The following is a 23980-nucleotide window of genomic DNA, read 5'->3' on the forward strand; positions in this document are numbered from 1 at the left end:
CCTATTGAGCGCGGCAGGCTAGAAGCTGTTCTTCCAGCGCGGCAATCCGGTTGTAGGCAGCCGTCAGCTGAGCGGTTAGCCGCTGAATCTGCACTTCAGAAGACAGTTCGGGCTCACTGCTGCGGCGATCTAAATCCATATAGGTCGTATCCAGCAGGATGTCCTTGTGTTCAAAAGCGGGGCCTCTCAGGCCATGAACAGGGGATCTTCCTGAGCTTAGATAATGGCCCTTGGCCAATGAATCACTGCCATCAAAAGAATGAGGTTTTGCACCGGCCAGAATTTCTGAAACCTGAGCATTAATCTGATCAATCATTTGATGCAGCGCGTCAACTTTGTCTGTCAAAACGACGACTTGTTCCTGAAGGGGATTCATACGACGCTCAAATAGCTAGTTCCACTACATCGTAGTCGGGGCCTTTAAGAGTCCGTCCTGATTCCTGAATCATTTAACCTTTGTTGACATGGTTTTAGGAAACTTTCACCAGATAAAAAGCACGTCTACCAGCCAATCTAAAGAGCTATTAAGTCCTTTAGCGCTCTGTTAAGTTTCCAGAATTACTAAATCGATATTTCCAGTTGAGTTTGTCTGACGGCTGTGCAGTATAAATTCCTAGAGAACGGTTTTCCACTAGTGTTAGCAGCCCCACCTACCCTAATTAATTGGGGCGAACTGGCTCTAATCTAGGCAAGAATTCTCAAGATTCAGGTACAGAGAGCATCTTTAGAGAGTTGCCGTTGATTTACAGCTCAATAATGGCCAGAATGCGCTTAGGTTCTACCTTTAAACAGAATCTATCGAAAATTTGGCCCCTTGATGCAGCCTCTAAGGCTATTTGAAAATCCCCCTTCAGCACATTTACGCAGTAAAACTCTCCCCAAACCCCCTCGCTCGTATACTCACAAAAAAAGCGGCCTAAAATTTATTTCTAAGAGTTGCTTTACTCGGTGCAAATTTAGGCGAGCAGCAAGATTCGCAGCTAATTTCAATGCCTAAAATCGAGCACAAAACTAGAAATATGGCCCCAGCTATGCTGCCCTTTAAAGCAGGCAACAGCAGGCATAACAGCTGAAGAAGACAGACGTGTTTTTTTCTAAAAATTTTGCTGTTAAAAATATCAGTAGATTCTCTAATCCTTTGAGAGAAGGCGATCCCCACGTTTTAGGCGCTTGATCTAAGCTTTTATTGAGTCTCCTTGGTTGCGTTTGAGCCTAAATTTATGCCTGAAATTGTTCGATTGGCTACTCAAGCTTGCTCTGCCACGAGAAAATAGGGAAGTGGTACAAGGGGTTGAAGATTTATGAAACGCCGCAAGGTTTTAGCCGGGGCCGCTGTTCTGCCGATTGGCATGGCTTTGGCTGGCTGTGGTGGCCGGTTTAATTCAACCGGCAATCAGATTCAGTTGCTGGATCGCTCAATTCCCCTACGGCTGGTCAGAGACTTTCAGCGGCAGAAGCCACCAGATACTCAGGTTTCCTTTGAGACTCGAGAAACTTTTCTAGAACTGTTTCAGCAGCTGAGGGCTTGGCAAGCAGAGCCCGCTCAAAATCGGACTGCCCTCAATTTACCCTTGCCCGGCAACCGCGCCTCATCTACCCAACAGGCTGAACTGCTGAGCCTAGGAGATTACTGGCTGCGGCCTGCTATCGAGGAGGGATTGATTCAGCCGCTTCCGGTAGAGGCTCTGGCGGCTTGGGCAGATCTGGCCCCAGACTGGCAAGCGTTAGTGCGGCGCGATCGCAACGGCTTTCCCTCTGCCCAAGGCGAAGTATGGGCTCTACCCTACCGCTGGGGATACCTACAGATGATCTACAACCGCCGACACTTTGAGGCGCTGGGCTGGCAGCCCCAGGGTTGGGCCGACTTATTGAGGCCCGAACTTCTGGGCCGTTTGGCCCTGCCCGATCATCCCCGCATTGTTTTGGGACTGGCTCTAAAGCTTTTAGGAGAGTCGGCCAACACAGCTGATCCCCAAGCCGTTTCTGACTTGGCTCAACAGCTAGCGGCTTTACAGCAGCAGACCCGGTTCTACAGTTCTGATCACTACCTGGAACCGCTGGTGCTAGAAGACATTTCCCTGGCAGTTGGATGGTCCACCGACATTTTGCCTGCCGCCCAGGAGTACCGGCAGTTTGCAGCGCTAGTACCCGAGGAAGGCACGCTGCTCACGGCCGATCTCTGGGTAAGACCTACCCCCTTGCCGGATACGACCCCTGCTCAAGCCCTCTCTGCCGTGGGCCAAGCCTGGCTCCAGTACTGTCTTGATCCACAGACAGCGCTGGAGTTAACCCTCTATAGCTTGGGAGCCTCACCGCGCTTCTGGGGTCAGGCGGCAGCGGCACTGCCCGAGGCCCTAAGAAACCGCCCCCAGCTAACCCTGACTCCAGAAACACAGCAGCGCAGCGAGTTTTTACTGCCCCTGCCCGAAGCTGTGCAACAAGTCTACGACGACCTCTGGCTGCAGATGCGCTCAGCTCTCGTTTAGAGGCCCTGCCTCTGCCTGCAGCTGGGGTTTAGATCCTGCAAACAGGAGTCGATTGCGGTGGATGTGGTGCAGCTGCAGCTGCACTTGGGCAACCTGCTCCAGCATATACACGACCTGCTCTGGGCGCAGCAGCGTGCCGTCGTTGCGGCAGCTGCCGACATAGCGAATAACCTGCTGCCCAGCTTCAGGACGGCTTTGCTGCGGCAGTTCGGCTAGATCTTCTGGAGCCACCAGGGAGAGGTGGTGAATGCGATCGCACAAGTTCACCTGCTTCAGCGTGCCCGACTTGGTCTTGTGCTCCCACGGAATTTCAGTTGCCGCTTGAACCGCTTCAACCCAGCCCGCCCAATCGGCTGCTGCTGCCTGCTCCTCAACCATACTGAGCGTCAGGCAATACTCCGCTTTTTCCAGCACCTTAGTGGCCGAAGGCGACTCTAGCGGCACCGATTCAACCCCCAGTACCGGAAAGTCAGACGGCAGTTGAGCCGCCAGCCGTTTACCAAAGTCCTCAGGCTCAACCCACGCCTTCAGTTCAAAATCTACGACCTCGCCACTACTAGTCGCCCCCAGAGGCAGAGCATTGGCAGGCGATATCCGAGGTGTAGGATGGAAGCCGCCGCTAAACGTAATCGGCAACGCCGCCCGCCGGATCGCGCGATCCAACAGCCGCACTAGATCTAGGTGCCCCAAATAAGCCATCTCCCCCAGCTTGCCCAAGCGCACTCGCAGCCGCTGCACCCGCTCTTGGCTGGGCTGAAAATGCCCCTCAAAGTGAGGAATCGCCGGTGGCGGCACCACCACATTGTGACCAAAATCAGGGCCGCAAACCCCGCAGTGAGAACAGCCCTCAAAAGAGCAATCAGGTACCGTCGCCGCTGCCAGTGCCCGGCTCAAATCCTCCTGCAGCCAGCGCTTGTCAATGCCAGTATCGAGGTGATCCCAGGGTAGAGGGGTGTCGTAGGAGGGTAGGGGATCAGGGGAGCCGTCCTGGATTTCTGCCCTCTCTCCCTCTTCCTCTTCTGCCTTCCCAAACACATTCCACTCGCCCTGCTCCACCTGGCGATACTTCCAGGTTAGGCCCGATTCTTCAATAGCCTGGGTCCAGGCTCCGAAGGCGCGCTCTAGGCTTTCCCACCAGGAGTCCATGCCGGCCCCGAGTTCCCAGGCGCGGCGCACCACGGCAGATAGCCGACGATCGCCTCGACCGACGAAGTCTTCCATCGCCGAGATTCGCACGTCGGTAAAGTTGGCTTTGAGTCCTCGCACAGACCGAAATTCTGCTTTGAGCAGGGACTGCTTACGCCTAAACTCAGCCGTCGAGACCGAATGCCATTGGAAAGGAGTATGGGGCTTGGGCGTGAAGTTGGAAATAGTGAGGTTGAAGTTGAGCGGCTTGCGGCCCTTAATCCAGCACTCTCGCCGCAACCAGCGCACCGTTTCGGCAATGCCGAGAACATCTTCATCGGTTTCACCTGGCAGGCCAATCATGAAGTAAAGCTTGACCCGGTCCCAGCCCTGCTCATGGGCCGTTCTAACGCCTCTAAGCAGTTCCTCATTGGTCAGCCCTTTGTTGATGATGTCCCGCATGCGCTGGGTGCCCGCTTCGGGGGCGAAGGTCAGGCCCGTCAGGCGGGTGCCGCCGATGATGTTGGCAATATTTTCGTCAAAGCGATCAACCCGTTGGCTGGGCAGGGACAGGGAAATGTTTTCGTCCTTCAGACGGTTCTTGATTTCCACCCCGACCGCCGGTAGGGCCAGGTAGTCAGAGCAGCTTAAGGAGAGCAGAGAAAACTCGTTATAGCCAGTGGCCCGCATGCCTTTTTCGATGGCATCGACCACGGCCTCTGGCTCAACATCGCGAGCCGGGCGGGTCAGCATACCGGGCTGGCAGAAGCGACAGCCTCGGGTACAGCCCCGGCGAATCTCAATGGTGAGCCGGTCGTGGACTGTTTCAACGTAGGGTACTAGGCCGGTAGAGTAGGCGGGCAAGGGCGTGGCGACTCGCCGCAGCACGCGCTTTGGCACATCGGGCCGGTTGGGGTACACCGAGCCGTCTGCGGCCATGTCGTAAAACTGAGGCACATACACGCCTGGCACCTGAGCCAGGTCCAGCAGTAGGGCTTCTCGGCTCAGCCCGGCGGCCTTGCCCTCTTCTAGCACTAGGCCAATTTCCGGCAGCAGTTCTTCGCCATCACCCAGGGCCACAAAGTCAAAAAAGTCAGCGTAGGGCTCAGGGTTGGAGGTTGCTGTTTGGCCGCCAGCAAAGATTAAGGGCCAGCTGCCGCCTTCAACCTGCCACGGGCCACTTTGCGATCGCTCCTGCCAGGTCAGGGGAATGTGGGCCAGCCGCAGCATCTCTAAAATGTTCGTCGCCCCTAGCTCGTAGCTAAGGCTAAAGCCCAGAATGTCAAAGTCTGTAAGGGCTCGGCGCGACTCTACGGCAAAGAGCGGGGTATCGCTCTGCTGCAGCTTTTGGGCCAGATCGGCGGCAGGCAGATAAGCGCGATCGCACAGTTGACGGGGCTGAGTATTGAGAATGCTGTAGAGGATAATGTGCCCCAGGTTAGAGGCCCCCACCTCGTAGACTTCTGGATAGGTCAAAACCCAGCGCACCTGGGCGGTGGCCCAGGGTTTATGAGCAGCGCCCAGTTCGTTGCCCAGATAACGGGCGGGCTTGAGAATGTCGGGGGTGAGAAGGCGGTCAATGGCTGCGGTCACAATCCTCTGGCAAGGCTGAAAGCCTTTCAAATATTGCTTTTCCACTATAGCGGAAAGCTTTTGAAGGCTTGCATTCTGGCGCTAGCAAACGCTTCGGCTAAAATTCCTGAAGCTGTTTCCGGCTAGCCTCTTGAGAGGTAGAGCCCGCCAATAAAAAACTCCTGTGGGGTCACAGGAGTTGTAGAAAGTGAAGGCGTGACTTCAAGATAAGCCTGGTAAGTCTTGATCTAGGCAAGCGACAAACGCTGGTTCGCTAGCATAAAAGACGCTCAGGCCAGTCGATCAGGGATAGTCACCCCCGGCGTTTTGTGGAAAATTTTCTCAAGTCTGCTATCTGACCTGAATCAAAACTCTACTCGATTTGACCAGTGGAGCCTCTCTGGCAGAACACCGAATAGCAAAGGAACTCTAGGCTGCCAGCAGAGGGCTGGGCAGTTCGTCGATCATTTCAAACGCCCGATCGAGCTGGGTCAGCTCAAACACAATTCGCAGAGAAGGGGGTACTGAGCAGAGACAGAAGGGCTTGCTGAGCTGGCGGGCCAGCTTTAGGGCAGACACCAAGGAAATTAGGCTAGCACTGTCTAAAGACTCAACTTGGCTCATATCGACCACCAGACCCGACGCGTCGGCAGCCTGAATCCGGCTGGTCAACTCGACTTGGAACTGGCTAGCATTCGATGCGTTTAGGAAACCGCTGGGTTGAAAAATCGCCATCCGTGCGGACAAGCTTTGCATACCGTATCGCTCCTGTTAGGAATGTATCTAAACTTAAACGCCGTGCGGGGACTAACCCGATGTCATGAACTTAAGCCGTATGTCATAGAGATGCCCACTTCCCCAAAATCAGTTTGCTGAATCTTGATTTGGATTCCCCCTGTGTGAAGTTTTGGGTAAGTGATTCTACCGAAAGTAGCGTTAAGTCCTGTTAAGTTTAGTGATCAGCATCACAAAACACTGAATTGGAAATCACATTTCTGTCAGCGTTAGATCACTTGCCGAAGCAGAGCCACCAGAGAAAATGTCTCTAAGCTCTTACACACACCTGATAGGCACGCATCTTATGCCCATTCGTTCATCTATTACAATCCGCACCCTGGTCGAAAAGGCCCTCTACATCCGGCAGCTGACTCCTGACATAGAAGCGGGGATTAACTCCGAGTTAACTCGTTTGGGGCACCTACCGGAAGCCGATTTTGAAGCGCTGGAGCTGCTGATGAGCGAGATGGATGCAGGCAGAATTAAGCTGGTTCCAAGTTTTTAACCCCCATTTCAAAGCCCAATCGGCCCCGCCTAAATCCTAAAGATTTGTGTACGGCTGAGTCTGTTCGATTTGATACTCCCTGCCAGCAGAGCTAGCTTCACTAAAGCTTTACAGTCTGTTGGGATAAATCTGGATAGATCTATGCAGGGTGGCTTTAAAGGCTGCTTGATGAGCAGCAGTGGCCTGCTTAAGCAGTTCTAGGCTAAAGCTGCTTTGAACAAGACGACTACGCCTGCCAAAACTGGCGAATAAACCGATGGAGCCGCTCATGAGTTTGGGTGCGATCGCAATCTTTCAGCTTGTCCTGCTGAATCAGTGCCAGTAGCGGCAGCACTTCCATATCAAGAGCCGGTCTAAACTGCTCCAGCGGCCAAAGAATATCAGGACCATCGATTAGAGGACACGTGGCCTCTAGGCTAATTTGCTCTAGGTGCTCCCAGGCAAAGACTTCCTCGGGAGCTGGGGCCTCAATCAGCACCAGCGGCCTAGCCCAGCAAAGCTCTCTATCGGGCACCACCTGAATTACTTCAGCATAGAGTCGGCTGATGCCTTTCTCCAGGTAAACAATCTGGTACGGCTGAAAGATACTCATGCAGATCAGATTGACGGCTGGCCCTTATTCTAGCGAATGCAGCCGTGGAGGTTGGAACGGGTCAGCCGTCCAAGGCTAGAGTGTGATAAAACAGAAAATAAAGCTTCCAAGCGATTGCGAAAGGTCTATCGGGCAACCATAGGCCGCTTTTTGTGACCAGATTCGCTTCTGTCGCCAAGTAGTTCAGTGTCTGCTTAGGCTTGTCGATATTCCAGCATCTGGAGAGGAATTCCCGTGTCAGTTGAAACTATCGAGCGCAAAGAAACAACAACTATTCGTAAACCTGCTCCCCGCTATCGGGTGCTGCTCCACAATGATGAATTCAATACGATGGAGCATGTGGTAGAGAGCCTGATTAAGGTCGTGCCTAGCCTAACTATGCCGCAGGCTGTAGACATTATGATGCAGGCCCACAGTGCCGGGGTGGCACTCGTGATCACTTGCGCCCTGGAGCACGCCGAGTTTTACTGTGAAGGACTGCAGTCCCAAGGCTTGACCAGCAGCATTGAGCCTGATGAGTAATCCTGACAAGTACTTCTATTGAGGCTGTCTTGAGAAAATTTGTGGCTGCCCTGGCGCGCCTGACGCCCCCCCTGAGAGTCTTGTTATTTCTAGCAGGGCTAGCCCTGCTGTGGTTGCCGCTGGCGCTGCCGCTCTATATCTTGGCCGCAACGGGGGCGCTGGATTTAGGGGGCGCGATCGCAACTGGTCTGCTCTACGTCGGCTTTTTGCTGATCTGGCCGACTTGGGCCAAGCAGGTACATCGGCTGCAGCTGCCCTGGCAAACCTTAGGGCTAATCTGGCGACCCGGCATCGCTGTGGATTGGGTAGTGGGGTTAAGCTTGGGACTGGGCGGCATTGCGGCCTTAGTCGGCATTGAGCTAGCCCTGGGCTGGGCTGTACTCCTGCCGCCGACCGCTCAGCTGCCTCGATTTTTTGTGGAAGGGGCGCTGGTTGGCCTAGCAGTGGGAGTAGCCGAAGAAATTTTGTTTCGCGGCTGGCTGCTGTTTGAGCTGGAGCAAGGATGGTCGCGGGGGCAGGCTCTAGTGGGGACGGCTTTGGTATTTGCGATCGCTCACTTTATCAAACCCCTACCGGCTATCCTGGCCACACTGCCCCAGTTTTTTGGCCTGTTTCTGCTGGCCCTGACCCTGGTGTGGGCAAGGCGCACACCGTCCCACGTTCAGTCCCACAACCAACCGGGCCGCACAGCTCTGGGCTATCCGGCCGGGCTACACGGCGGCCTAGTGTGGGGGTATTACCTGGTGAATGTGGGCCAGGTCATCCAGATTACCGGAGCCGTACCGGAGTGGGTAACGGGCATTCAAGCCAATCCACTAGCGGGGCTGCTGGGGTTGGGGCTGCTGGCAGGGCTAGCAGGACTGTTTTACCGCAGCGCTCATCAGCCTGGCTAGATTGACAATTGGTAAGGGTGCCAGGAGCCGTGCTCAATGCAGCGGTCGTGTTATACCAATTCTCTAACTAGCCGCTACTCATCCACCCATTCACTCTCCCACCCCTTATCTGCAGCACCTTTTTCTGGAACTGGTATAGCCAACGAACTGACACAGCATAGGGCTAACTTGGGAAGTGTTGGGTTGCGCTTGACGCTAACCTACCTCGATCAAGGCAGGCAGCTACTCGGCGGACTTGAGGGCTCGCTCCATAAAAATGGCGTGAGAACTGCGTTGTCTCTGACCTCGTCCGGGTCGCCGCTGGATGTAAGAGCCATCTGGCTGCATATCCCAGGCGTAGCGGTTGTCGGCTAAGGAAGTTTCTAAAATGTTTTTTAGCTCAGTTCGAATTTGCTCATCTTCTACAGGCACAACCGCTTCAATTCGCCGGTCTAGGTTGCGCGGCATCCAGTCGGCGCTGCCCAGCAGCATAGTTTCTGGGCCGCCGTTTTGAAAGAAGAAAATGCGGGAATGTTCCAGAAAACGACCAATAATGCTGATTACTCGAATGTTGTCGCTGATCCCTTCTAAGCCCGGTCTCAGACAGCAAATGCCGCGAATAATCAGGTCAATTTTTACGCCCGCTTGAGAGGCTTCGTAGAGGGCCACAATAATCGTTGAATCGACCAAGGAGTTCATCTTGGCGATAATGTGAGCAGGCTTGCCCTGACTAGCCTGCTCCATTTCCCCCCGAATTAGATCAATCATGCGCTGCCGCAGATTAACCGGGGCTATCAACAGCTTACGGTAGCTGCTTTGGCGGGAGTAGCCTGTGAGGTAGTTAAACAGGTCGCTCAGGTCTGCGCCTAGGTCCTCAGAGCTGCTTAAAAGGCCCAAATCAGTATAGAGCCTTGCCGTTTTGGGGTTGTAGTTGCCGGTCCCAATGTGGCAGTAGCGGCGAATCTGACCGCCTTCGCGGCGCACGACTAGCGTCACTTTGGTGTGGGTTTTGAGTCCTACCAATCCATAGACCACGTGAACGCCAGAATTTTCTAGCTTACGGGCCCAGTTGATATTGTTTTCCTCGTCAAAGCGCGCCTTTAGCTCTACTAATACAACGACTTGCTTGCCGTTCTCAGCCGCTGAAATTAGGGCATTGACGATCGGAGAATCGCCAGAGGTACGGTACAAGGTCATTTTGATGGCCAGCACGTTAGGGTCGTGGGCCGCATGGGTGATAAAGCACTGGACCGTGCCTGAAAACGAGTGGTAGGGGTGATGAATGAGCTGGTCTTGGCGGCGCAGCAGAGTAAACATGTCCTCCGCGTTTTCTTCCTCGTCGTCATGATTGCGGCTGAGGATATCTAGCGCCGCGGGAATGACTGGGCTCCAGACGGGGTCTTTAAGGTCGGGTAGGGGCAGAGAGAGAAACGTCATCAGATCGCCTAGGCAAAGCAGCCCCTCAACGTCGTAGACATCTGCCTCAGTCAGCCCCAGCTCTTCCACCAGCATGGCCCGAACGGGTGGAGGGGTCTGGGCGTGAATTTCGATGCGCACGGCAGATCCTCCCAGTCGCCGTCGCCGCAGCTCTTGCTCAATAGCCTGCATGAGGTCGTCTGCTTCGTCCTCCTCGACGGCCAGATCGGCGTTTCGAGTCACCCGGAAGGGGTAGTGGGCCTGAATATCCATGCCGGGGAAGAGAAAGTGCAGGTTATGGGCAATTACCTGCTCCAGCGGCACCCCGATCCAGTGGCAGTTCTCTCGGTCGTCGAATAGGGATGAGGGCAGGGCCACAAACCGGGGCAGGACCTTGGGCACTTTGACCCGAGCAAAGTGCTCCTCCTTGGTCTGGTGGTCTCGCACTACTACAGCCAGGTTGAGGCTGAGATTGGAGATGTAGGGAAAGGGATGCCCCGGATCAACGGCCAGGGGCGTCAGTACAGGGAAAATCTGCTCCTCAAAGTAGGTTTTGAGATAGTCCTGGGGCTTTGCTTTTAAGTCGGTATAGTCGAGCAGGCAAATGCCGTGGCGATTTAGCTGCGATCGCAACGTCTGCCCAAAAAATTCGTGCTGCTGGATGACCATAGGCCGCAGCGTTTGGCTGATGGCCTCTAAATGCTCTTCTGGAGCGCGGCCATCGGGGGTACGCTTGCTAACCTGGGCGGCAATCTGCTGCTTAATGCCAGCCACCCGCACCATAAAAAACTCATCTAGGTTGGAGCTGAAAATTCCTAGAAACTTCAGCCGCTCCAAGAGGGGAGTGCGGTCGTCTAGAGCCTCATGCAGCACCCGGCGGTTAAACTCCAGCCAGCTTAGTTCCCGACTAATAAAAAATTCGGGACTTCGCAAATTTTGAAAGTTAGTTGTAGGCTCAACGGTCGCCACGGTAGTCATTTCCTAGTCCAAACACCTCTTCTTCTTGTCCAACCCACCATTCCCCCAGGTTCATCAAATCCTGATGCAGCTCTTCCAAAGCTGCCTGAAACGCCTCAGGATCCATTTCAGAGCGGCGCTCCTTTAATAGCTGCAAGCGCCACTGCACCAGCAACCAGGGCTTGGATAAGCCATCGGTTGCTTCAATATATTTAGCCCAATCTTGGCTGTCCATAGAGAGTTGTTGCAGGTGTTTTATCGGTAGGGATAGAGAGTTTTCGGCTAGCCAAAAAGCCAGCTGCTGCCGGTTAAGAACCCGGTAGGATATACCATCTTAGATGAAATAAAAAATTAGTCCTCACTAAGCGCAGCAAGTCCCGTCTTAGGAAAGAGATTCCCTAACGTTTCAATGTATTTTGAGCCGCTTTCCGCTTCTAAAGGAGGACTGGGCAATACTTGTAGCTACCTTGAAATGAGTAGAGCCGCAACGAATAAAGCCGTAGAGCTCCAAGGGCACTCTACGGCTTTATCCAGCAGTTTTTTCGAGCTTGCTACAGGCTGTTAGATCAGCCGGCCTGCTAACTTAAATGCTCTAGCTCCGGCGATTAAAGGCGCTAAGCCATTGCCGCAGCTGCTCTCCGGCAACCTCGCGACCGCCAAGGCCAAATGCGATCGCAAAAGCTACCGCAACCGCACCCAACAGTAGACCAAAGGCCAGGTTGACAATGCTGGTTGCCACACCCATTTGCTGTAGCGCCATTGCACCGACTAGAGCAATGATGGCAATTCGAGCTGCTTGGGCCAGCATCTGAGACTGGGAGCTGTTGACGCTGTAGATCACCCGGTAAGCCAGATTAGCCAGATACAGACCAATCGCAAAGACAACAACGCCACTGAGCACCCGAGCTGAAACCAGCAAGAGACTCTGAACAATTGCCGTGAGCTGGGTAAACCCTAAAATCTCAGTAGCCGTGACCACACCAAACAGCACGATGCCGACCAAAACAATCACCCCTAGCACCTCAGAAGGCGTTTGTCTGGGGGTTTCAATGGTTGTGACAGGCAGCCCTTCTTCATTAAAAGTCGTTCTAGCTTCGGCAGCAGCAGGACGGCTCAGCTCTGGAATGCCTAAGATGTGCCAGAGGTTGTCAAAGCCCATGCTGCTCAGCACATCGCTCACCAGGTCGGCCACAAACCGACCCACCAGGTAGAACAGCACCAGCACCAAGCCCGCCGTTAGGATCTGAGGAATGGCAAATAGCACCCGCTCCAGCATTGAAATTGCTGGGCCAGAAATCGCTACGATATCAAGCTCGTTTAGAGCTGCGATCGCAGCCGGAATCAGCACCAAGATATAGGCAATCGTCCCCACCAAATTGGATAGAGCCACCCCTGTCTGGGAAGACGACTTCAGACCGAGGCGGGTGCCGACTCGATCAGCCCCAACCGCAGCCAGAAAATTGGTCACTACGCCCCGTACGATCCGGGCAACCAGCCAGCCCAACAGCAAAATCAGTCCAGCCGTGATGATGTTGGGAATCGCCAGCAGGAAGCGGTTGATCAGCGTTTCTACCGGCAGCAGCAGGCCGCGCAGCCCTAATGCATCTAGCACCAGCGGCAAAAAGAGCAGAAAAATGAACCAATAGAGCGCATTTGCCAGGGTCTCATTCACGGCAAAGGGGCTGGATTGGCCCGGCTCTTGCCCGGTATGCTCCGCTAGCCGATCATCCAGGCGAAACTGAGAAAGCCCGCGAGCGACAACCACCTTGACCAGGGTTGCCACTGCCCAAGCCACCCCCAACAACAGCAGCGCTCCACCAATGCGCGGCAGATAGACAAAGATTTGCTCTAGGAAATTATTCAGCGGTTGGGAGACAACGGCCAGATTCAGAGCATTTAGAAAGGCGATGATGGCAAAAAGCAAGATCACCCAGTAAACCGCTGCCGAAATCCAATCCTCAACCGGCACATCCTGACTTGGGTCTTGACCCAAAATCTGGTTGGCGATCCGGTTGTCTAGGCGCGTTCGTTTGAGCAGATTTTTTACCACCAGAGCCGCCACTGTGGCAATGATCCAGCCGAGGAGCAGTAACACCACAGCCCAGATCAGGCTGGGTAAAAAGCTGCCAAGCTGCAGACCAATTTCGTCTCGAAATCGGTTAGTCGTTGTCGGAACGGGGGTTGTTTGCGCCAGGGTAAGTCCTAACGCCGGGAGCGGCCCCAATTGAGAAAGCTCCGCTAAGGAGGTTGGAATCATAGATTTAGCATCAGATCTAAGGGGCAATTATCGACAGATTGGTGAGAGCGTCTCAGCGTAAACCGCAGAGGCAGCCCAACTAAGCTCACAAAACCTAAAGCAGGGCCAAGCAGCTATAGGCATCCCCCACGGGGGGTTATCTAGGCATCCCCTCAAAGGAGGACATTTACGTTTAGAGCCGCAAGATTCAGCGGTTTATTCAGATTTAAGCTTTTTTCACCCAGATTCTGCGGCTTGTTCCTGTTGCAAAAAGGATACGGTAACTTTCGTTAAAAGAAGAGGCCACACGGTAACTTTCTTTAAACAACCCCTTAGAGGATGCGATCGCATGGCCAACCCCCAGGTATTTGAGCAGTCCATCTCAATTCGAGCCAGCGCCACCGACGTCGAGCGCTGCCTTACCGACCAGGCCCTAATGCACCGCTGGCTCAACCCGGCCCTACGCTGCGAACCCCTCGGCGAGTGGAACACCGATCTAGGCGGCAAGAGCCGCTTTATCGTGCAGATGCCGCTGTGGCAGCCGACGCTCACCAGCACCGTCATTGAGCGCGAACCGGGCCTAATAGTCTGGGGCTTTGACGGCTTTTTTAAGGGTTGCGATCGCTGGCAGTGCATTCCCACCGACAGCGGCACCAATTTGCTCAACCGCTTCCAGTTCGAAGTGCCTAACCCCATCGTTCAGTTCGGCTTCAACACCTTTGCCGCCCGCTGGACCCAGCAGGACATGCAGGCCCAGCTTAAGCGGCTTAAGGTCGTGGCAGAGAGTCTGATGAATCGGTGCTGAGGGGACATGGAGGCGAGGGGACACGGGGTAGATGAGTGAATGGGTGGATGAGGGAATCAGGTGGGAGTTTTACCTCCTCTTTTACGTTTTCCGCAACTCTATACTCACGCTCTCAGCTACGTTCATCTTTCCTAGGGTGCTGGGTCGCGCTGCGCTTGAAACCAACCTACAAGCATCTTCCCTATCTCCCCCGCCCACTCATCCACTCATCTACCCACCTTCCCCCGTCCTCCTAACCACCCTCTCCATCCAGAGTCAGCGAGAGCTGATAGATCTGCTTCTTAGACAATCCCGTACTCGCTGCCAATTGACGGCTGGCATCGCCGCGAGACACGCCCGACTCTAGCAAGCGCTCCAGCTCGCTCTTGAGGGCAGCTTCTGAAAAGATTTGAGCCGATGGGGGAGTGCCTTCAATGACCAGGGTAAATTCGCCTTTGGGGGCCTCGGCTTCATAATGGGCCAAAGCTTCGGCTAGCGTACCTCGCCAAAATTCCTCGAATCGCTTAGTCAGCTCTCGGCCCAGGGTAATGCGGCGATCGGGACCTAGCACGCTCTGTAGGTCGGTCAGGGTCTTGAGCAGTCGGTGAGGGGCTTCGTAAAGAATGAGGGTGCGCGTTTCCGGTTGGAGCACCGTCAGGCGTTCTTGACGGGCGGTGTGTTTGAGCGGCAAGAACCCTTCAAACACGAATTTGTCCGTCGGTAGACCCGATACGCAGAGTGCTGTTATGGCAGCGGTCGGGCCTGGTATTGGTACTACTGGAATGCTCTGATCGAGGCAGGCACAGACCAGTTCGTAGCCTGGATCAGAAACCCCCGGCATACCAGCATCGGTCACTAGAGCAACAGATTTATCCTGGCGCAGGCGAGTAATTAACTCATCCACGCGGCTTTGGTGGTTGTGCTCGTGATAGCTGATCTGCGGCGTTTGAACTTGAAAGTGCTGGAGCAGTTTGCCCGTGTGGCGGGTATCTTCGGCGGCGATCAAATCTACAGACTGAAGAATTCGCACGGCCCGAAAGGTCATATCCTCCAGGTTGCCAATTGGCGTACCAACCAGATAGAGATGTCCGGGCAGGGCATTCATTGTCACAGGTGAAGCGATCCAGAATAATGGACAGGGCGCTCTAGTCCCTGGGTTCAGGATAACGGAATCTATTCGTGGGAGACCCTATGGCACGTGGGCTATTTGTTGGGCTAATTACGCTGGACTGCATTTATCAGGTCGATCACGTTCCCAGCAGCGACGAAAAGATCGTGGCTGCAGACTACCTTCTCGTCGCGGGTGGTCCTGCTACGAATGCGGCAGTGGCTTTCCGGTACTTAGGCAACTCAGCTCAGGTGGTCGGGGGGCTGGGCCAGCACCCAGTTACCAGCCTGATTCATTCAGACTTAACAGCTCAGAGCGTTGAGGTTCATGACCTGCTGCCAGATCGAACCGCAGCACCGCCCCTCTCGACTATTCTGGTCACTACCGGCACCGGAGATCGGGCCGTCATCTCTCGCAATGCTGTCAACAGCCAAGCAGGCACTGAGCGCCTGCCGACAAACTTGCTAGACGGGGTTGAAGGGGTGCTGATCGACGGGCACCAGATGGCTGTCGGGATCCACATTGCTCAACTGGCTCGCGAGCGGCAGATCCCGGTCATTGTCGATGCCGGTAGCTGGAAGCCAGGGTTCGAAAATTTGCTGCCTTTAGCGACTAGCGTGATTGCCTCGGCACGATTCCTGCCGCCGGGATGCCAGAACCTGAAGGACACTCTGGACTATTTAGAGCAGCTGGGGGTGCCAGAAACCGCCATTACCCGAGGAACTAAGCCAATTTTGTATCGCCTAGGTTCCCAGCAGGCATCTTTGCCCGTACCCGCCGTCATGGCTAAGGATACGCTGGGCGCGGGGGACTTTTTTCACGGGGCATTTTGTCACTACCGGCTACAGGGGAGCACGTTTCAGGCGGCACTGATTTTAGCTAGCGTGATCGCGGCTCGAAGCTGCCAGTCCTTCGGCACCCGCGACTGGATGAACGACCCCTGGTCCCCGCCTGAACCGGCTTCACTCTAGGAGCGCACCCCATTTGGCCCTAGACTAGTAAAGATTTCATTTGCCCCTTCCCTATGGCCTACGAAGCGGAAAGACAGCTAGCGATTGAGGCAGCAACGCTGGCAGCCCAGCTGTGTGAAACTATTCGCTGGGAAATTGTGCCCACCGCCCTCGAAAAAGACGATCGCAGCCCGGTCACAATTGCCGACTTTGGCGCTCAGGCAATTATCTGTCGGGCACTGGCAGCGGCCTTTCCCGAAGATCCGGTCGTAGGGGAAGAAGATGCGGCAGAACTGCGGCAGTCGGATCGGGTGGACATCCTCCAGCAGGTCACCGCCCAGGTGCAGCGCTGCATTCCTGAGGCCACACCAGCAGACGTTTTAGACTGGATTGACCACGGCAACGGGGCCGTCGGCCAGCGCTATTGGACTCTAGACCCAATCGACGGCACCAAGGGCTTTTTGCGGGGGGATCAGTATGCGATCGCACTTGCCCTAATCGAAAATGGCGATATCAAAGTAGGCGTGCTCGCCTGCCCCGCCCTTCAGTTTGAAAATACCGCTGGCAGCACCGCTGAAAACACTGAGGCAGGGTTACTTTTGGTTGCCGTGCGGGGCGAAGGAGCCCAGCTCATGCCGCTTTCTAGCCCAGCCCCTCAGCCAATTCAGGTAACCACCGCTGTGAGCACCGGGCAATTTCGGTTTGTCGAAAGTGTCGAAGCCAGCCACGGCAACCAAGCGCAACAGTCAGCCGTAGCGCAGGCAGTTGGCATCACCCAACCCTCCATCCGCATGGACAGCCAGGCCAAGTACGCTGCCGTCGCCGCTGGTCAGGCCGTTCTCTACCTGCGCCTGCCTTCACCCAAAACCCCCGACTATCGAGAGAAAATTTGGGACCATGCAGCAGGGGTGATCCTGGTTGAGGAAGCAGGCGGTCAGGTTACCGATATGCACGGCCAGCCCCTAGACTTCTCTAAAGACATTCGCTTAAACGACAATCGAGGCGTCGTGGTCAGCAATGGCGCTATCCATGCAACGGTTCTGGCAGCTCTGGCTCAGACCGCTTCTCCGACACTCTAAAAATTCAGTAGCGAGACTGTAACACCTTTGCCGTCCGTCCTGCGATCTCCTGATTACCATTGAGATACGGGCACGAGGGGAACTGTGACGGCATGGTAAAAGCAGTGGCACAGCCAGCATCTATCGAAGAGGTTGCCGAAGATATTGTCGAAGGTAGTGCGGCCGAAGGGCCAGCTGAAGACGTCGAAGCTGAAAGCATGGCGTTGAAAAACGCTGCTGAAGATACGCCTGCAGATATTTTGCCTACAGATGTCTCACCTACAGATGTCTCGCCCCCCAGCCCTGCTGCCCCCACGCAGCCTGAACCTGCCCCCATCCAGCGAGAAACGCTTGACCTAGCAGCGCGCGACGTGCGCATGGTGCTGCGGGAGCAGAACGAGCAAAACCAAATGCTCACCACCAAGCTTAATATCCTCTTTGTCGCCAATGGCGCGCTGCTGACCAGCCTCAGCATTTCTCGGCTGCTGGTGTCGGGTAGCCCATTTAGCCTAGCTGAGGCGTTTGGCTTTTTGCTCAGTTTTACGCTGCTGGTGCGGGCCTTTTTGCCCCGTCAGGTAGCTGTCACCCCCAACCTGGAGGATCGTAAGTTTTTAGAGACTTACCTAGCCCTCTCCTACCGTGATTACCAGCTGCAGATGCTGGTCAACCTGGCAGAGACTTACAATGCCAACAAACAGCGCCTAGAAGATGTTTCTCAAAGCTTAAAATACGCTGCGTACACCACCTGGGTTACGGCTGCTATTATGCTGGTACATACCCTGATGACTTATTTTCAGGTAAGCCAATAGGCTTGATCCGTGGGTTAGTAGCCAAACTGCAACCATTGGCATTTTTTTAGAGTGCTGGCAATGAATTGGCATATGGATAACGAACAGGCCGAAGCCGAACAGGTCGAAACTGATTCAGGTAGGCGGATTAGCTTACCCGAGCCAGACATCGAGAACATTACGGTCTTAACAAAAAGCCTACCCAATGAGCCGATTTTACCCTGGCATCACTTCGACTCCCCCTGGCTAGAGCGAGATGAAACCGATGAGCCATCTGCCGAGACCGAAGCAGCTCCCGTAGAAGAGGCTCTGAAAGAGAGCACCGCAGAAGAGAGCACTTCAGAAGATGCCTTAGTCTCAGCAGCAGACTCTCAAGCCGAAAGCACCGATGCGGAGCAGCTGTCTCTGGAGCTTGAGGAAGCTGTGATGGCTCTAGAGGAACAGCCTGCGACCCTCGCGCCCGAAAGCCTATCCCTACCAGTCGAACCCGATCCCCTGACAACAAGCGCAGCCGCTGAGCCGCTATCCGCCACAGCTCAGCCCGACAGCGACAGTCATTCTCCCGCTACCCACTCCCCCTTGTAGAACTCCCTACTGGTGCATCTAGGCTAGAATTGTGCGCTCTTGTGGATTGGGTTCGCTGCGCTTAACCTAACCGCTTCAACAATTTGTTGGGTCTCACAGGCTCGACACCAACCTACGAAAAGAGGCTAGACACGCCACTAGAGCCGCTTTTTCCGCCTTCAAAGCTAAACCCAACCTCTATTTTCCTTGGGGATCCAAAATGTCTCGCAAGGCATCCCCCACTGTATTAATACTCAGCACCGTCAAAAAAATCGCCAACCCCGGAAAAATTACCACATGAGGAGCCCCCTCAATATAATTCTGGGCATCAAACAGCATTCGCCCCCAGGTCGGTACATCGGGCGAAAAGCCCAACCCTAGAAAGCTCAGAGTCGATTCGGCTAAAATCGCATTGCCCACGGCTAGCGTAGCCGCAACCGTCACCGGCCCCACCACGTTTGGCAGCAGATGGTCTCGCACCAGCTGCCAAGGATTGGCCCCCAACGCCACTGCCGCCTGCACAAAATTGCGGTACTTCAGGCTCAAGAACCCTGCCCGCACCAGACGCGCTACCGACATCCAGTTCAGCCCGCCAATCACGCTGACAATCAACACAAATACCCCTTGCTCCGGCCCCAGCACCTGCCGCACCAGCTCTCCAAACAGGTAAATTACCAGCAGCACCAGCGGTAGCTGCGGCAGCGACAAAAACAGATCTGTCAGCCGCATCAGCCCGCCATCAATCCAACCGCCATAAAAGCCTGCCAGCGAACCTACGAACAGACCCAGCGTGATTGCGATCGCCATTGCCATCACCCCCACTGCCAAAGAGATTCGTCCCCCGGACAAAATTCGGGCTAGCTGATCTTGCCCTAGATCATTGGTGCCGAAGGGATAAGCGCTGCTGGGCGGTAGCAAAGCCCGATCAAAGCTAATCTCACTGGGCGAAGCTGGGTAAAGCCAAGGCCCGACCCAAACTGCTAGAACGATAGCGATAAGGACAATTAAAGCTGCCGCCCCTATGCGATCGCACCACAGCCGCTGCAGCAGTGCCGGAGACGATCCGGTTGGAACCAGCCCAACAGCAGCGTTCAGAGGGGCAGATTCGGTCATGGCCAAAATCCAAATATTTCAGCCATCCTACCAGGCACAACACCCAAATCAGTCTGTGTAGCGCACTCGGGGGTCAATCACGCCATACAAAATGTCAGCCAGCAGGTTGAAAAGCACGACCAAAATTGCGTAGATAAATGCGATCGCCATTACCACAGGCGTATCGCCCCGGTAAATTGAGTCAATCAGCAAAGACCCAATCCCCGGCACCCGAAACACCTGCTCCGTCACCAGCGAGCCGGTAAACAGGGTGGGAATGTCTAGCGCTACCAGCGTCACCACCGGCATCAGTGCATTTCTCAGAATGTGGACTCCTATAACCCGAAGCTGCGGCAAGCCCTTTGCTCGCGCTGTCTGAACATAGCCCTGGGGCAGCTCCTCTATCACCGCCGCCCGAATAAAGCGCAACAGCACCGCCGTCTGAAACAGCACCAACACGCCAATCGGCAAAATTGACTGCCGCACAATCGCCCCTACATCAGACCAGTCGCTCAAGCTCAGCGTGCTGCTGTAGATAAACGGAAACCAGCCCAGCCGCACGCTAAACAGCAAAATGAATAGCAGCCCAGTAAAAAACGTGGGCAGAGAAAATCCCGCAAAAGCCAGAGTCGAAATCAGCCGGTCTAGCCAAGAATGACGGCGCAGCGCCGAGAAGACGCCCAGCGGAAAGGCCAAAGCTAGGCTCACCCCATAGGCTGCCCCCAAAATGCCCAGCGTCACAGGCAGTCGTTGCCAGATCAGCTCACTAACCGGAGCGCGGCTGGTCAGTGAGTAGCCCATATTGCCTGTTAGGAAAGCTAGGGACCATTTCACATAGCGCACCGGCAGCGGCTGGTCTAGCCCCAGCGATCGCCGGATGTTTTCTCGCACCTCAGCCGTAATCGAGGGGTTAGCAGCCAGATCTCCTAAGGGGTTGCCAGGGGCCAGAGCCAAGATTGCAAAGATCACCATGCTGATAGCAATCAAGGTTGGAATGGCCGTGATCAGTCGCTTTACAAGATAGGTCAGCATGCTGCCCCAGCGAGGTTAAATTGTCCCGATTCTCTCAGGAAGCTGGGGAAGATGCCAGGGCAGCCTTGGGGTAAGCAATGCGCTTGTGGTTATACTGCTGCCACACCTGCACAAAGACCTCAGCAATAACCGTCATTTGCTCCCGCGTCAGGCCGGAGTCTACTAGCTGATTATCCTTCCAGCGCGCCCGCAAAATCCGGTTGACCAGGGCTAGGGCTTCTTCGGTCGTGGCCTCCTGCATTGAGCGCAGGGCCGCCTCACAAGAGTCGGCCAGCATGACAATGCCAGTTTCTAGGGACTGGGGAATCGGCCCATCGTAGCGAAAGTCCTGCTCGTTGACTGTCAGCCCCGGGTCTTTGGCGGCCCACTCCTGCGCCTGGTGGTGAAAATAGCCAATGACCATCGTTCCCTGATGCTCTGGAATAAACGACTGTACGGCCTTGGGCAAACGGTGTTTACGGGCCATTACGAGCCCCTCAGTGACGTGCTTTTTGATAATGGCAGCACTGCGCCAAGGGTCGTTCAAAATGTCGTGCTTATTGGGGCCGCCCATCTGGTTCTCAATGAAGCCCAGCGGGTCGTGCATTTTGCCGATGTCGTGATACAAGGTGCCGGCTCTGACCAACTCCACATTGCAGCCCACGGATCGGGCCGCTGCTTCGGCCAGGCTGGCCACAAATACGGTGTGCTGAAAGGTGCCGGGAGCTTCCGAGGCTAGTCGCTTTAGCAATGGGCGGTTGGGGTTGGCTAGCTCTGCCAGTCGAATCGGCGTCACCAGATCAAACAGATGCTCCAGATAGGGGCTTAATCCCAGGGCTACGATGCTGGAAATGATGCCATAGATCCCCTGCATTCCTGCCCCTGTCAAAATGCTGTACCAAGCCGATGGTGAAACCGGAATAAACATGAGCGTCAGTACTAGGTAGACCACCCCCTGGGTCAAACCTACGCCGCCGCCTAACAGGGCCAGTTCTTCGCGCGATCGCATTCGGCTCGCTACTAAGCTAGAGACAATTCCCCCCGCCGCGCTAGCCAGCAGCGGAATGGTGCTGACTTGAGTGCCGATCGGCAGCAGCAACGTCAGTAGACCGACCAGAGAGCTACCCAGGATCGCACCATAGAAAGAGCCCGCCAACAGCCCAATAGCAGGCAAGCTATAGGGCGAAACCCCGGCTACGCTGAGTCCTGCTGCCCCCAACACCAGCAGCGTAATCAGCAGATGGTCTCGCTGGCGCAGCCCCGGATGAAACCGCCGCTCAATCACCAGAAACACCAAAACGCTGCCGCCCACCAACACCCCAAATCCGGTAAATCCTAACCAGTTAAAGCGCCGTTTGCTGAGGTTGAAGTGATCCAGCAAAACAAAGGCACTTGAGCTGATCGGCTCTCCCGCTTTAACAATGACCTCTCCCTGCTGGGTGCTCACCATAATTGGCTCCACCGCATCAGCCGCCATCTCTGCCTGCAGCCTAGTCTGCTCTGGGTCTTCAATGAGGTTGGGCTGCAGCGCCGACATCAGCGTTTGGATGGCAAACTCCTCGGCTGCTGTCGGCACCATTCCCCGCAGCTGTACTGTTACCGCTCGATTTAGAATCTCAGGCGGCAATCCCGGCATAATGCCCTGGGCCGTCATACGATCGGTGGCTTTGTGCAAAATCAGGCGCGTCGTCTCCCATTCTGAGGCCGTCAGATCGAGCGCTGCAGGATTGAGAAAGACATCGCTCTGTTCCGAGCTCGCCATTTTTTTCAGGCTATCTTTAGCCCGCTGGTACTGCCGGCGAGCTCCGGCTATCTGGATTTGCAGCTCCAAGAATTTTTGCTGAGAGGTTCGCTGACGATACCCCAACATTTCGCGAACTGTTTTGCGCTGCACCCAGGGCAGCGCCTGAAACCGCTCACTGGCCTCTAGCTGGGCCAGCACTGGGGTTGAGACTTCTCCCGAAGTCGCTGAGACCGCCGGCAGCACCAAAGAACTTAGCTCCACCCACTCCGCTTCATCGGCCCGTCGCACGTAGCGCTGCACTGGGGTAGATAAAACTTCTGTGGAGGTAAAGGGAAACTGGCCGGCTTGCGATCGCAGCATCGATGCCTGCTGTAGCAAGCTGTTCAATGTCCGGTTTATTCTGACATTGGCTTCTACGTCAATTCTGAGAACTCTCAACGCACCACTGCGAGCCGCCCGCTGCCGGTCCTCAGTGGCTGTGGCGTCGACCACTGAAGCGTCTCGGGGCGCAGCAACCGTCTCAGGAGCCGCTGTTCCAACCTGCAGCTCAGGCTGGTTGTAAAATCGCTGCCCCAAGGAAGCCGTCAGAGACAGCACCGCCACCGCATAGATCAACCTAGGATGACGACGAATCGGACTCCGGCGCTTTAGCGGCCGGCAGGGGTCACCCGCTTCTACCGGCAGCTGCTCTCCCTCCGATGGGGAGTCGGTCGAAGGCAAGGGCGATCTAGCAGAGGTCAGCGGGACAGAGCCAGAAAGGGAGGCTTTAAACGAAAGCTGACGCCACTGTTCAACGGCACTAATGAGATCTTGGAGAGCCTTCATTGTTTGCAGAGTGTCCCTATCAGCTCATAGCACGCCAACTGACCCGTAGCAGCAAAGCACCACACCAGTTTTTCATCCGGTGCGTAGAAACAATATTTTATTAAAAGCGTTCCGCTGTTTAGCTACTTATTATAGTTCGGCATTTTCAGTGGCTTAACCCATCTGGGATCTCATTTGAAGCACAGGATATCCCGAACGACCCTCTGAAGGCAGCCTGGGAGACACCCCTATCCAGCGATAAAACAAACCATCGGCAAGCTGCCACAGCCTTTCTTCATGGTCGACGGACCAGTGCCGCAGCAGGTAAACCTGCCCCCGAGGGCTGTTTAGTACCTGTAGCCGCCAAGCCAAGGGGAGACTCGTCAACCCGCCATGAATGGCTGTCAATACCCCTACCAGAGGCAGCACCCAGGGCTGAGAATTTGTCTGGGCCAGGGCTTGCCGCAGAGCCAAATCATACTGGCCGCGCGCCTGTATCACTGGGTCAATAGCTTGGGCTAGCAAGGCGTCTGAGGCAGCAGCCGTCAACCAAGCCAGGTCAGCCCGACGCAGGGGTTCCTCAGAGTGTCCTGCTGCAGCTTTACCAGCCCCCATGCCCTGCTGTAGCAGCTGAAAAACCCGCAGTAGAGTAGCCTGGGTCTGTGGCTGCAGCCCTTGATCTCCCGCCCAAGCAGCTATTGCGCTCTGGCCCCGGCCCGGCCCCTCTAAATTCAGCAGCAGCAGCGGCAAAGCACTTAAGCTCAAGAGAACAGGATGCTCTGCCACCGATTGAATCTGAGGTGTCAGAGCCGCCCAGTCAGGCGATACCTCTCGACTAATAGCCTCGCCCATCTGAATCAGCAGCGGTTTCCAAATTGGCAAGGGAGAGGCTACTGCCCAATCTGTATTCTGTCCCACCTGGGCACTGCTGGCTGGGCCTAAAACTCCTATCATGTCGGCCAGGACCAAGCCTGTTAAGATAGCGCGGAAACGCAATTGCCAAGATAAATTCACGGG

At 55.2% G+C, this 23980-nt stretch carries 21 protein-coding genes; 9 read left to right on the forward strand and 12 right to left on the reverse strand.

The features are described from left to right. Position 1 precedes the first annotated feature (1 nt). Positions 2 to 376, reverse strand: a complete 375-nt coding sequence (locus H6G13_RS21395) for a hypothetical protein (RefSeq protein WP_190486600.1) — start codon at positions 374 to 376, stop codon at positions 2 to 4. 925 nt (positions 377 to 1301) lie between these two features. Between H6G13_RS21395 and H6G13_RS21400 the strand changes: the two genes are divergently transcribed. Next, complete coding sequence (locus tag H6G13_RS21400) at positions 1302 to 2486, forward strand: extracellular solute-binding protein (protein ID WP_190486601.1); 1185 nt, start codon at positions 1302 to 1304, stop codon at positions 2484 to 2486. Here H6G13_RS21400 and H6G13_RS21405 read toward each other — a convergent pair. Further along, the gene (locus H6G13_RS21405; RefSeq protein ID WP_190486603.1) at positions 2472 to 5204 is read right to left on the reverse strand and encodes a TIGR03960 family B12-binding radical SAM protein; all 2733 of its coding nucleotides are present in this window, start codon (positions 5202 to 5204) and stop codon (positions 2472 to 2474) included. The two genes, H6G13_RS21400 and H6G13_RS21405, sit on opposite strands and share 15 nt — an antisense overlap. 408 nt (positions 5205 to 5612) lie before the next feature. Next, on the reverse strand, positions 5613 to 5939 hold the full coding sequence (locus tag H6G13_RS21410; RefSeq protein WP_190486605.1) for an STAS domain-containing protein: 327 nt from the start codon (positions 5937 to 5939) through the stop codon (positions 5613 to 5615). 325 nt (positions 5940 to 6264) lie between these two features. On the opposite strand from H6G13_RS21410, the gene H6G13_RS21415 reads away from it, so the two are divergent. Continuing rightward, positions 6265 to 6465 carry a hypothetical protein gene (locus H6G13_RS21415; RefSeq protein ID WP_199306493.1) on the forward strand — a complete coding sequence of 67 codons (201 nt, stop codon included), beginning with the start codon at positions 6265 to 6267 and terminating at the stop codon, positions 6463 to 6465. A 226-nt stretch (positions 6466 to 6691) separates the two neighbouring features. Here the strand turns inward: H6G13_RS21415 and H6G13_RS21420 are convergent, their stop codons facing one another. After that, complete coding sequence (locus H6G13_RS21420) at positions 6692 to 7057, reverse strand: hypothetical protein (protein ID WP_190486607.1); 366 nt, start codon at positions 7055 to 7057, stop codon at positions 6692 to 6694. A gap of 234 nt (positions 7058 to 7291) precedes the next feature. On the opposite strand from H6G13_RS21420, the gene clpS reads away from it, so the two are divergent. Further along, the gene (clpS, locus tag H6G13_RS21425; protein WP_190486610.1) at positions 7292 to 7579 is read left to right on the forward strand and encodes an ATP-dependent Clp protease adapter ClpS; all 288 of its coding nucleotides are present in this window, start codon (positions 7292 to 7294) and stop codon (positions 7577 to 7579) included. Between the two features lie 41 nt (positions 7580 to 7620). Next, complete coding sequence (locus H6G13_RS21430) at positions 7621 to 8472, forward strand: type II CAAX endopeptidase family protein (protein WP_190486612.1); 852 nt, start codon at positions 7621 to 7623, stop codon at positions 8470 to 8472. Between the two features lie 222 nt (positions 8473 to 8694). On the opposite strand, the gene ppk1 is transcribed toward H6G13_RS21430, so the two are convergent. The 3 genes from ppk1 to H6G13_RS21445 form a co-directional block, all read right to left on the reverse strand. After that, positions 8695 to 10845, reverse strand: coding sequence for a polyphosphate kinase 1 (gene ppk1 / locus H6G13_RS21435; RefSeq protein WP_190486614.1), 2151 nt, complete (start codon positions 10843 to 10845; stop codon positions 8695 to 8697). After that, the gene (locus H6G13_RS21440; RefSeq protein ID WP_190486616.1) at positions 10823 to 11059 is read right to left on the reverse strand and encodes a hypothetical protein; all 237 of its coding nucleotides are present in this window, start codon (positions 11057 to 11059) and stop codon (positions 10823 to 10825) included. Before H6G13_RS21440 ends, ppk1 begins: the two co-directional genes overlap by 23 nt. Before the next feature lie 357 nt (positions 11060 to 11416). After that, positions 11417 to 13081, reverse strand: coding sequence for a mechanosensitive ion channel (locus tag H6G13_RS21445; RefSeq protein WP_190486618.1), 1665 nt, complete (start codon positions 13079 to 13081; stop codon positions 11417 to 11419). A 328-nt stretch (positions 13082 to 13409) separates the two neighbouring features. On the opposite strand from H6G13_RS21445, the gene H6G13_RS21450 reads away from it, so the two are divergent. Continuing rightward, the gene (locus H6G13_RS21450) at positions 13410 to 13865 is read left to right on the forward strand and encodes an SRPBCC family protein (RefSeq protein ID WP_190486620.1); all 456 of its coding nucleotides are present in this window, start codon (positions 13410 to 13412) and stop codon (positions 13863 to 13865) included. 232 nt (positions 13866 to 14097) lie between these two features. Here the strand turns inward: H6G13_RS21450 and rsmI are convergent, their stop codons facing one another. Beyond that, the gene (gene rsmI / locus H6G13_RS21455; protein WP_190487013.1) at positions 14098 to 14949 is read right to left on the reverse strand and encodes a 16S rRNA (cytidine(1402)-2'-O)-methyltransferase; all 852 of its coding nucleotides are present in this window, start codon (positions 14947 to 14949) and stop codon (positions 14098 to 14100) included. Between the two features lie 86 nt (positions 14950 to 15035). Here rsmI and H6G13_RS21460 point away from each other — a divergent pair, with 86 nt between their 5' ends. The 4 genes from H6G13_RS21460 (at position 15036) to H6G13_RS21475 (ending at position 18333) form a co-directional block, all read left to right on the forward strand. Beyond that, the gene (locus H6G13_RS21460) at positions 15036 to 15923 is read left to right on the forward strand and encodes a PfkB family carbohydrate kinase (RefSeq protein ID WP_190486622.1); all 888 of its coding nucleotides are present in this window, start codon (positions 15036 to 15038) and stop codon (positions 15921 to 15923) included. Positions 15924 to 15976: 53 nt separating this feature from the next. Then, positions 15977 to 16981, forward strand: a complete 1005-nt coding sequence (locus H6G13_RS21465) for a 3'(2'),5'-bisphosphate nucleotidase (protein WP_190486624.1) — start codon at positions 15977 to 15979, stop codon at positions 16979 to 16981. A gap of 92 nt (positions 16982 to 17073) precedes the next feature. After that, the gene (locus H6G13_RS28370) at positions 17074 to 17769 is read left to right on the forward strand and encodes a hypothetical protein (RefSeq protein ID WP_199306494.1); all 696 of its coding nucleotides are present in this window, start codon (positions 17074 to 17076) and stop codon (positions 17767 to 17769) included. A gap of 72 nt (positions 17770 to 17841) precedes the next feature. After that, complete coding sequence (locus H6G13_RS21475; protein ID WP_190486626.1) at positions 17842 to 18333, forward strand: hypothetical protein; 492 nt, start codon at positions 17842 to 17844, stop codon at positions 18331 to 18333. Between the two features lie 177 nt (positions 18334 to 18510). Here the strand turns inward: H6G13_RS21475 and H6G13_RS21480 are convergent, their stop codons facing one another. The 4 genes from H6G13_RS21480 to H6G13_RS21495 form a co-directional block, all read right to left on the reverse strand. Next, positions 18511 to 19425, reverse strand: coding sequence for an ABC transporter permease (locus H6G13_RS21480; protein ID WP_190486628.1), 915 nt, complete (start codon positions 19423 to 19425; stop codon positions 18511 to 18513). Positions 19426 to 19473: 48 nt separating this feature from the next. Then, positions 19474 to 20436: an ABC transporter permease gene (locus H6G13_RS21485; RefSeq protein WP_190486630.1), complete on the reverse strand. Its 963-nt coding sequence runs from the start codon at positions 20434 to 20436 to the stop codon at positions 19474 to 19476. A 34-nt stretch (positions 20437 to 20470) separates the two neighbouring features. Next, complete coding sequence (locus H6G13_RS21490) at positions 20471 to 22984, reverse strand: HDIG domain-containing metalloprotein (RefSeq protein WP_190486632.1); 2514 nt, start codon at positions 22982 to 22984, stop codon at positions 20471 to 20473. 153 nt (positions 22985 to 23137) lie between these two features. Then, a complete protein-coding gene (locus tag H6G13_RS21495) occupies positions 23138 to 23977 on the reverse strand; it encodes a hypothetical protein (RefSeq protein ID WP_190486634.1) in 840 nt (279 codons plus the stop codon). Between the last annotated feature and the right edge of the window lie 3 nt (positions 23978 to 23980).

Source organism: Pseudanabaena sp. FACHB-2040 (assembly GCF_014696715.1).
Lineage (GTDB): Bacteria > Cyanobacteriota > Cyanobacteriia > Phormidesmidales > Phormidesmidaceae > JACVSF01.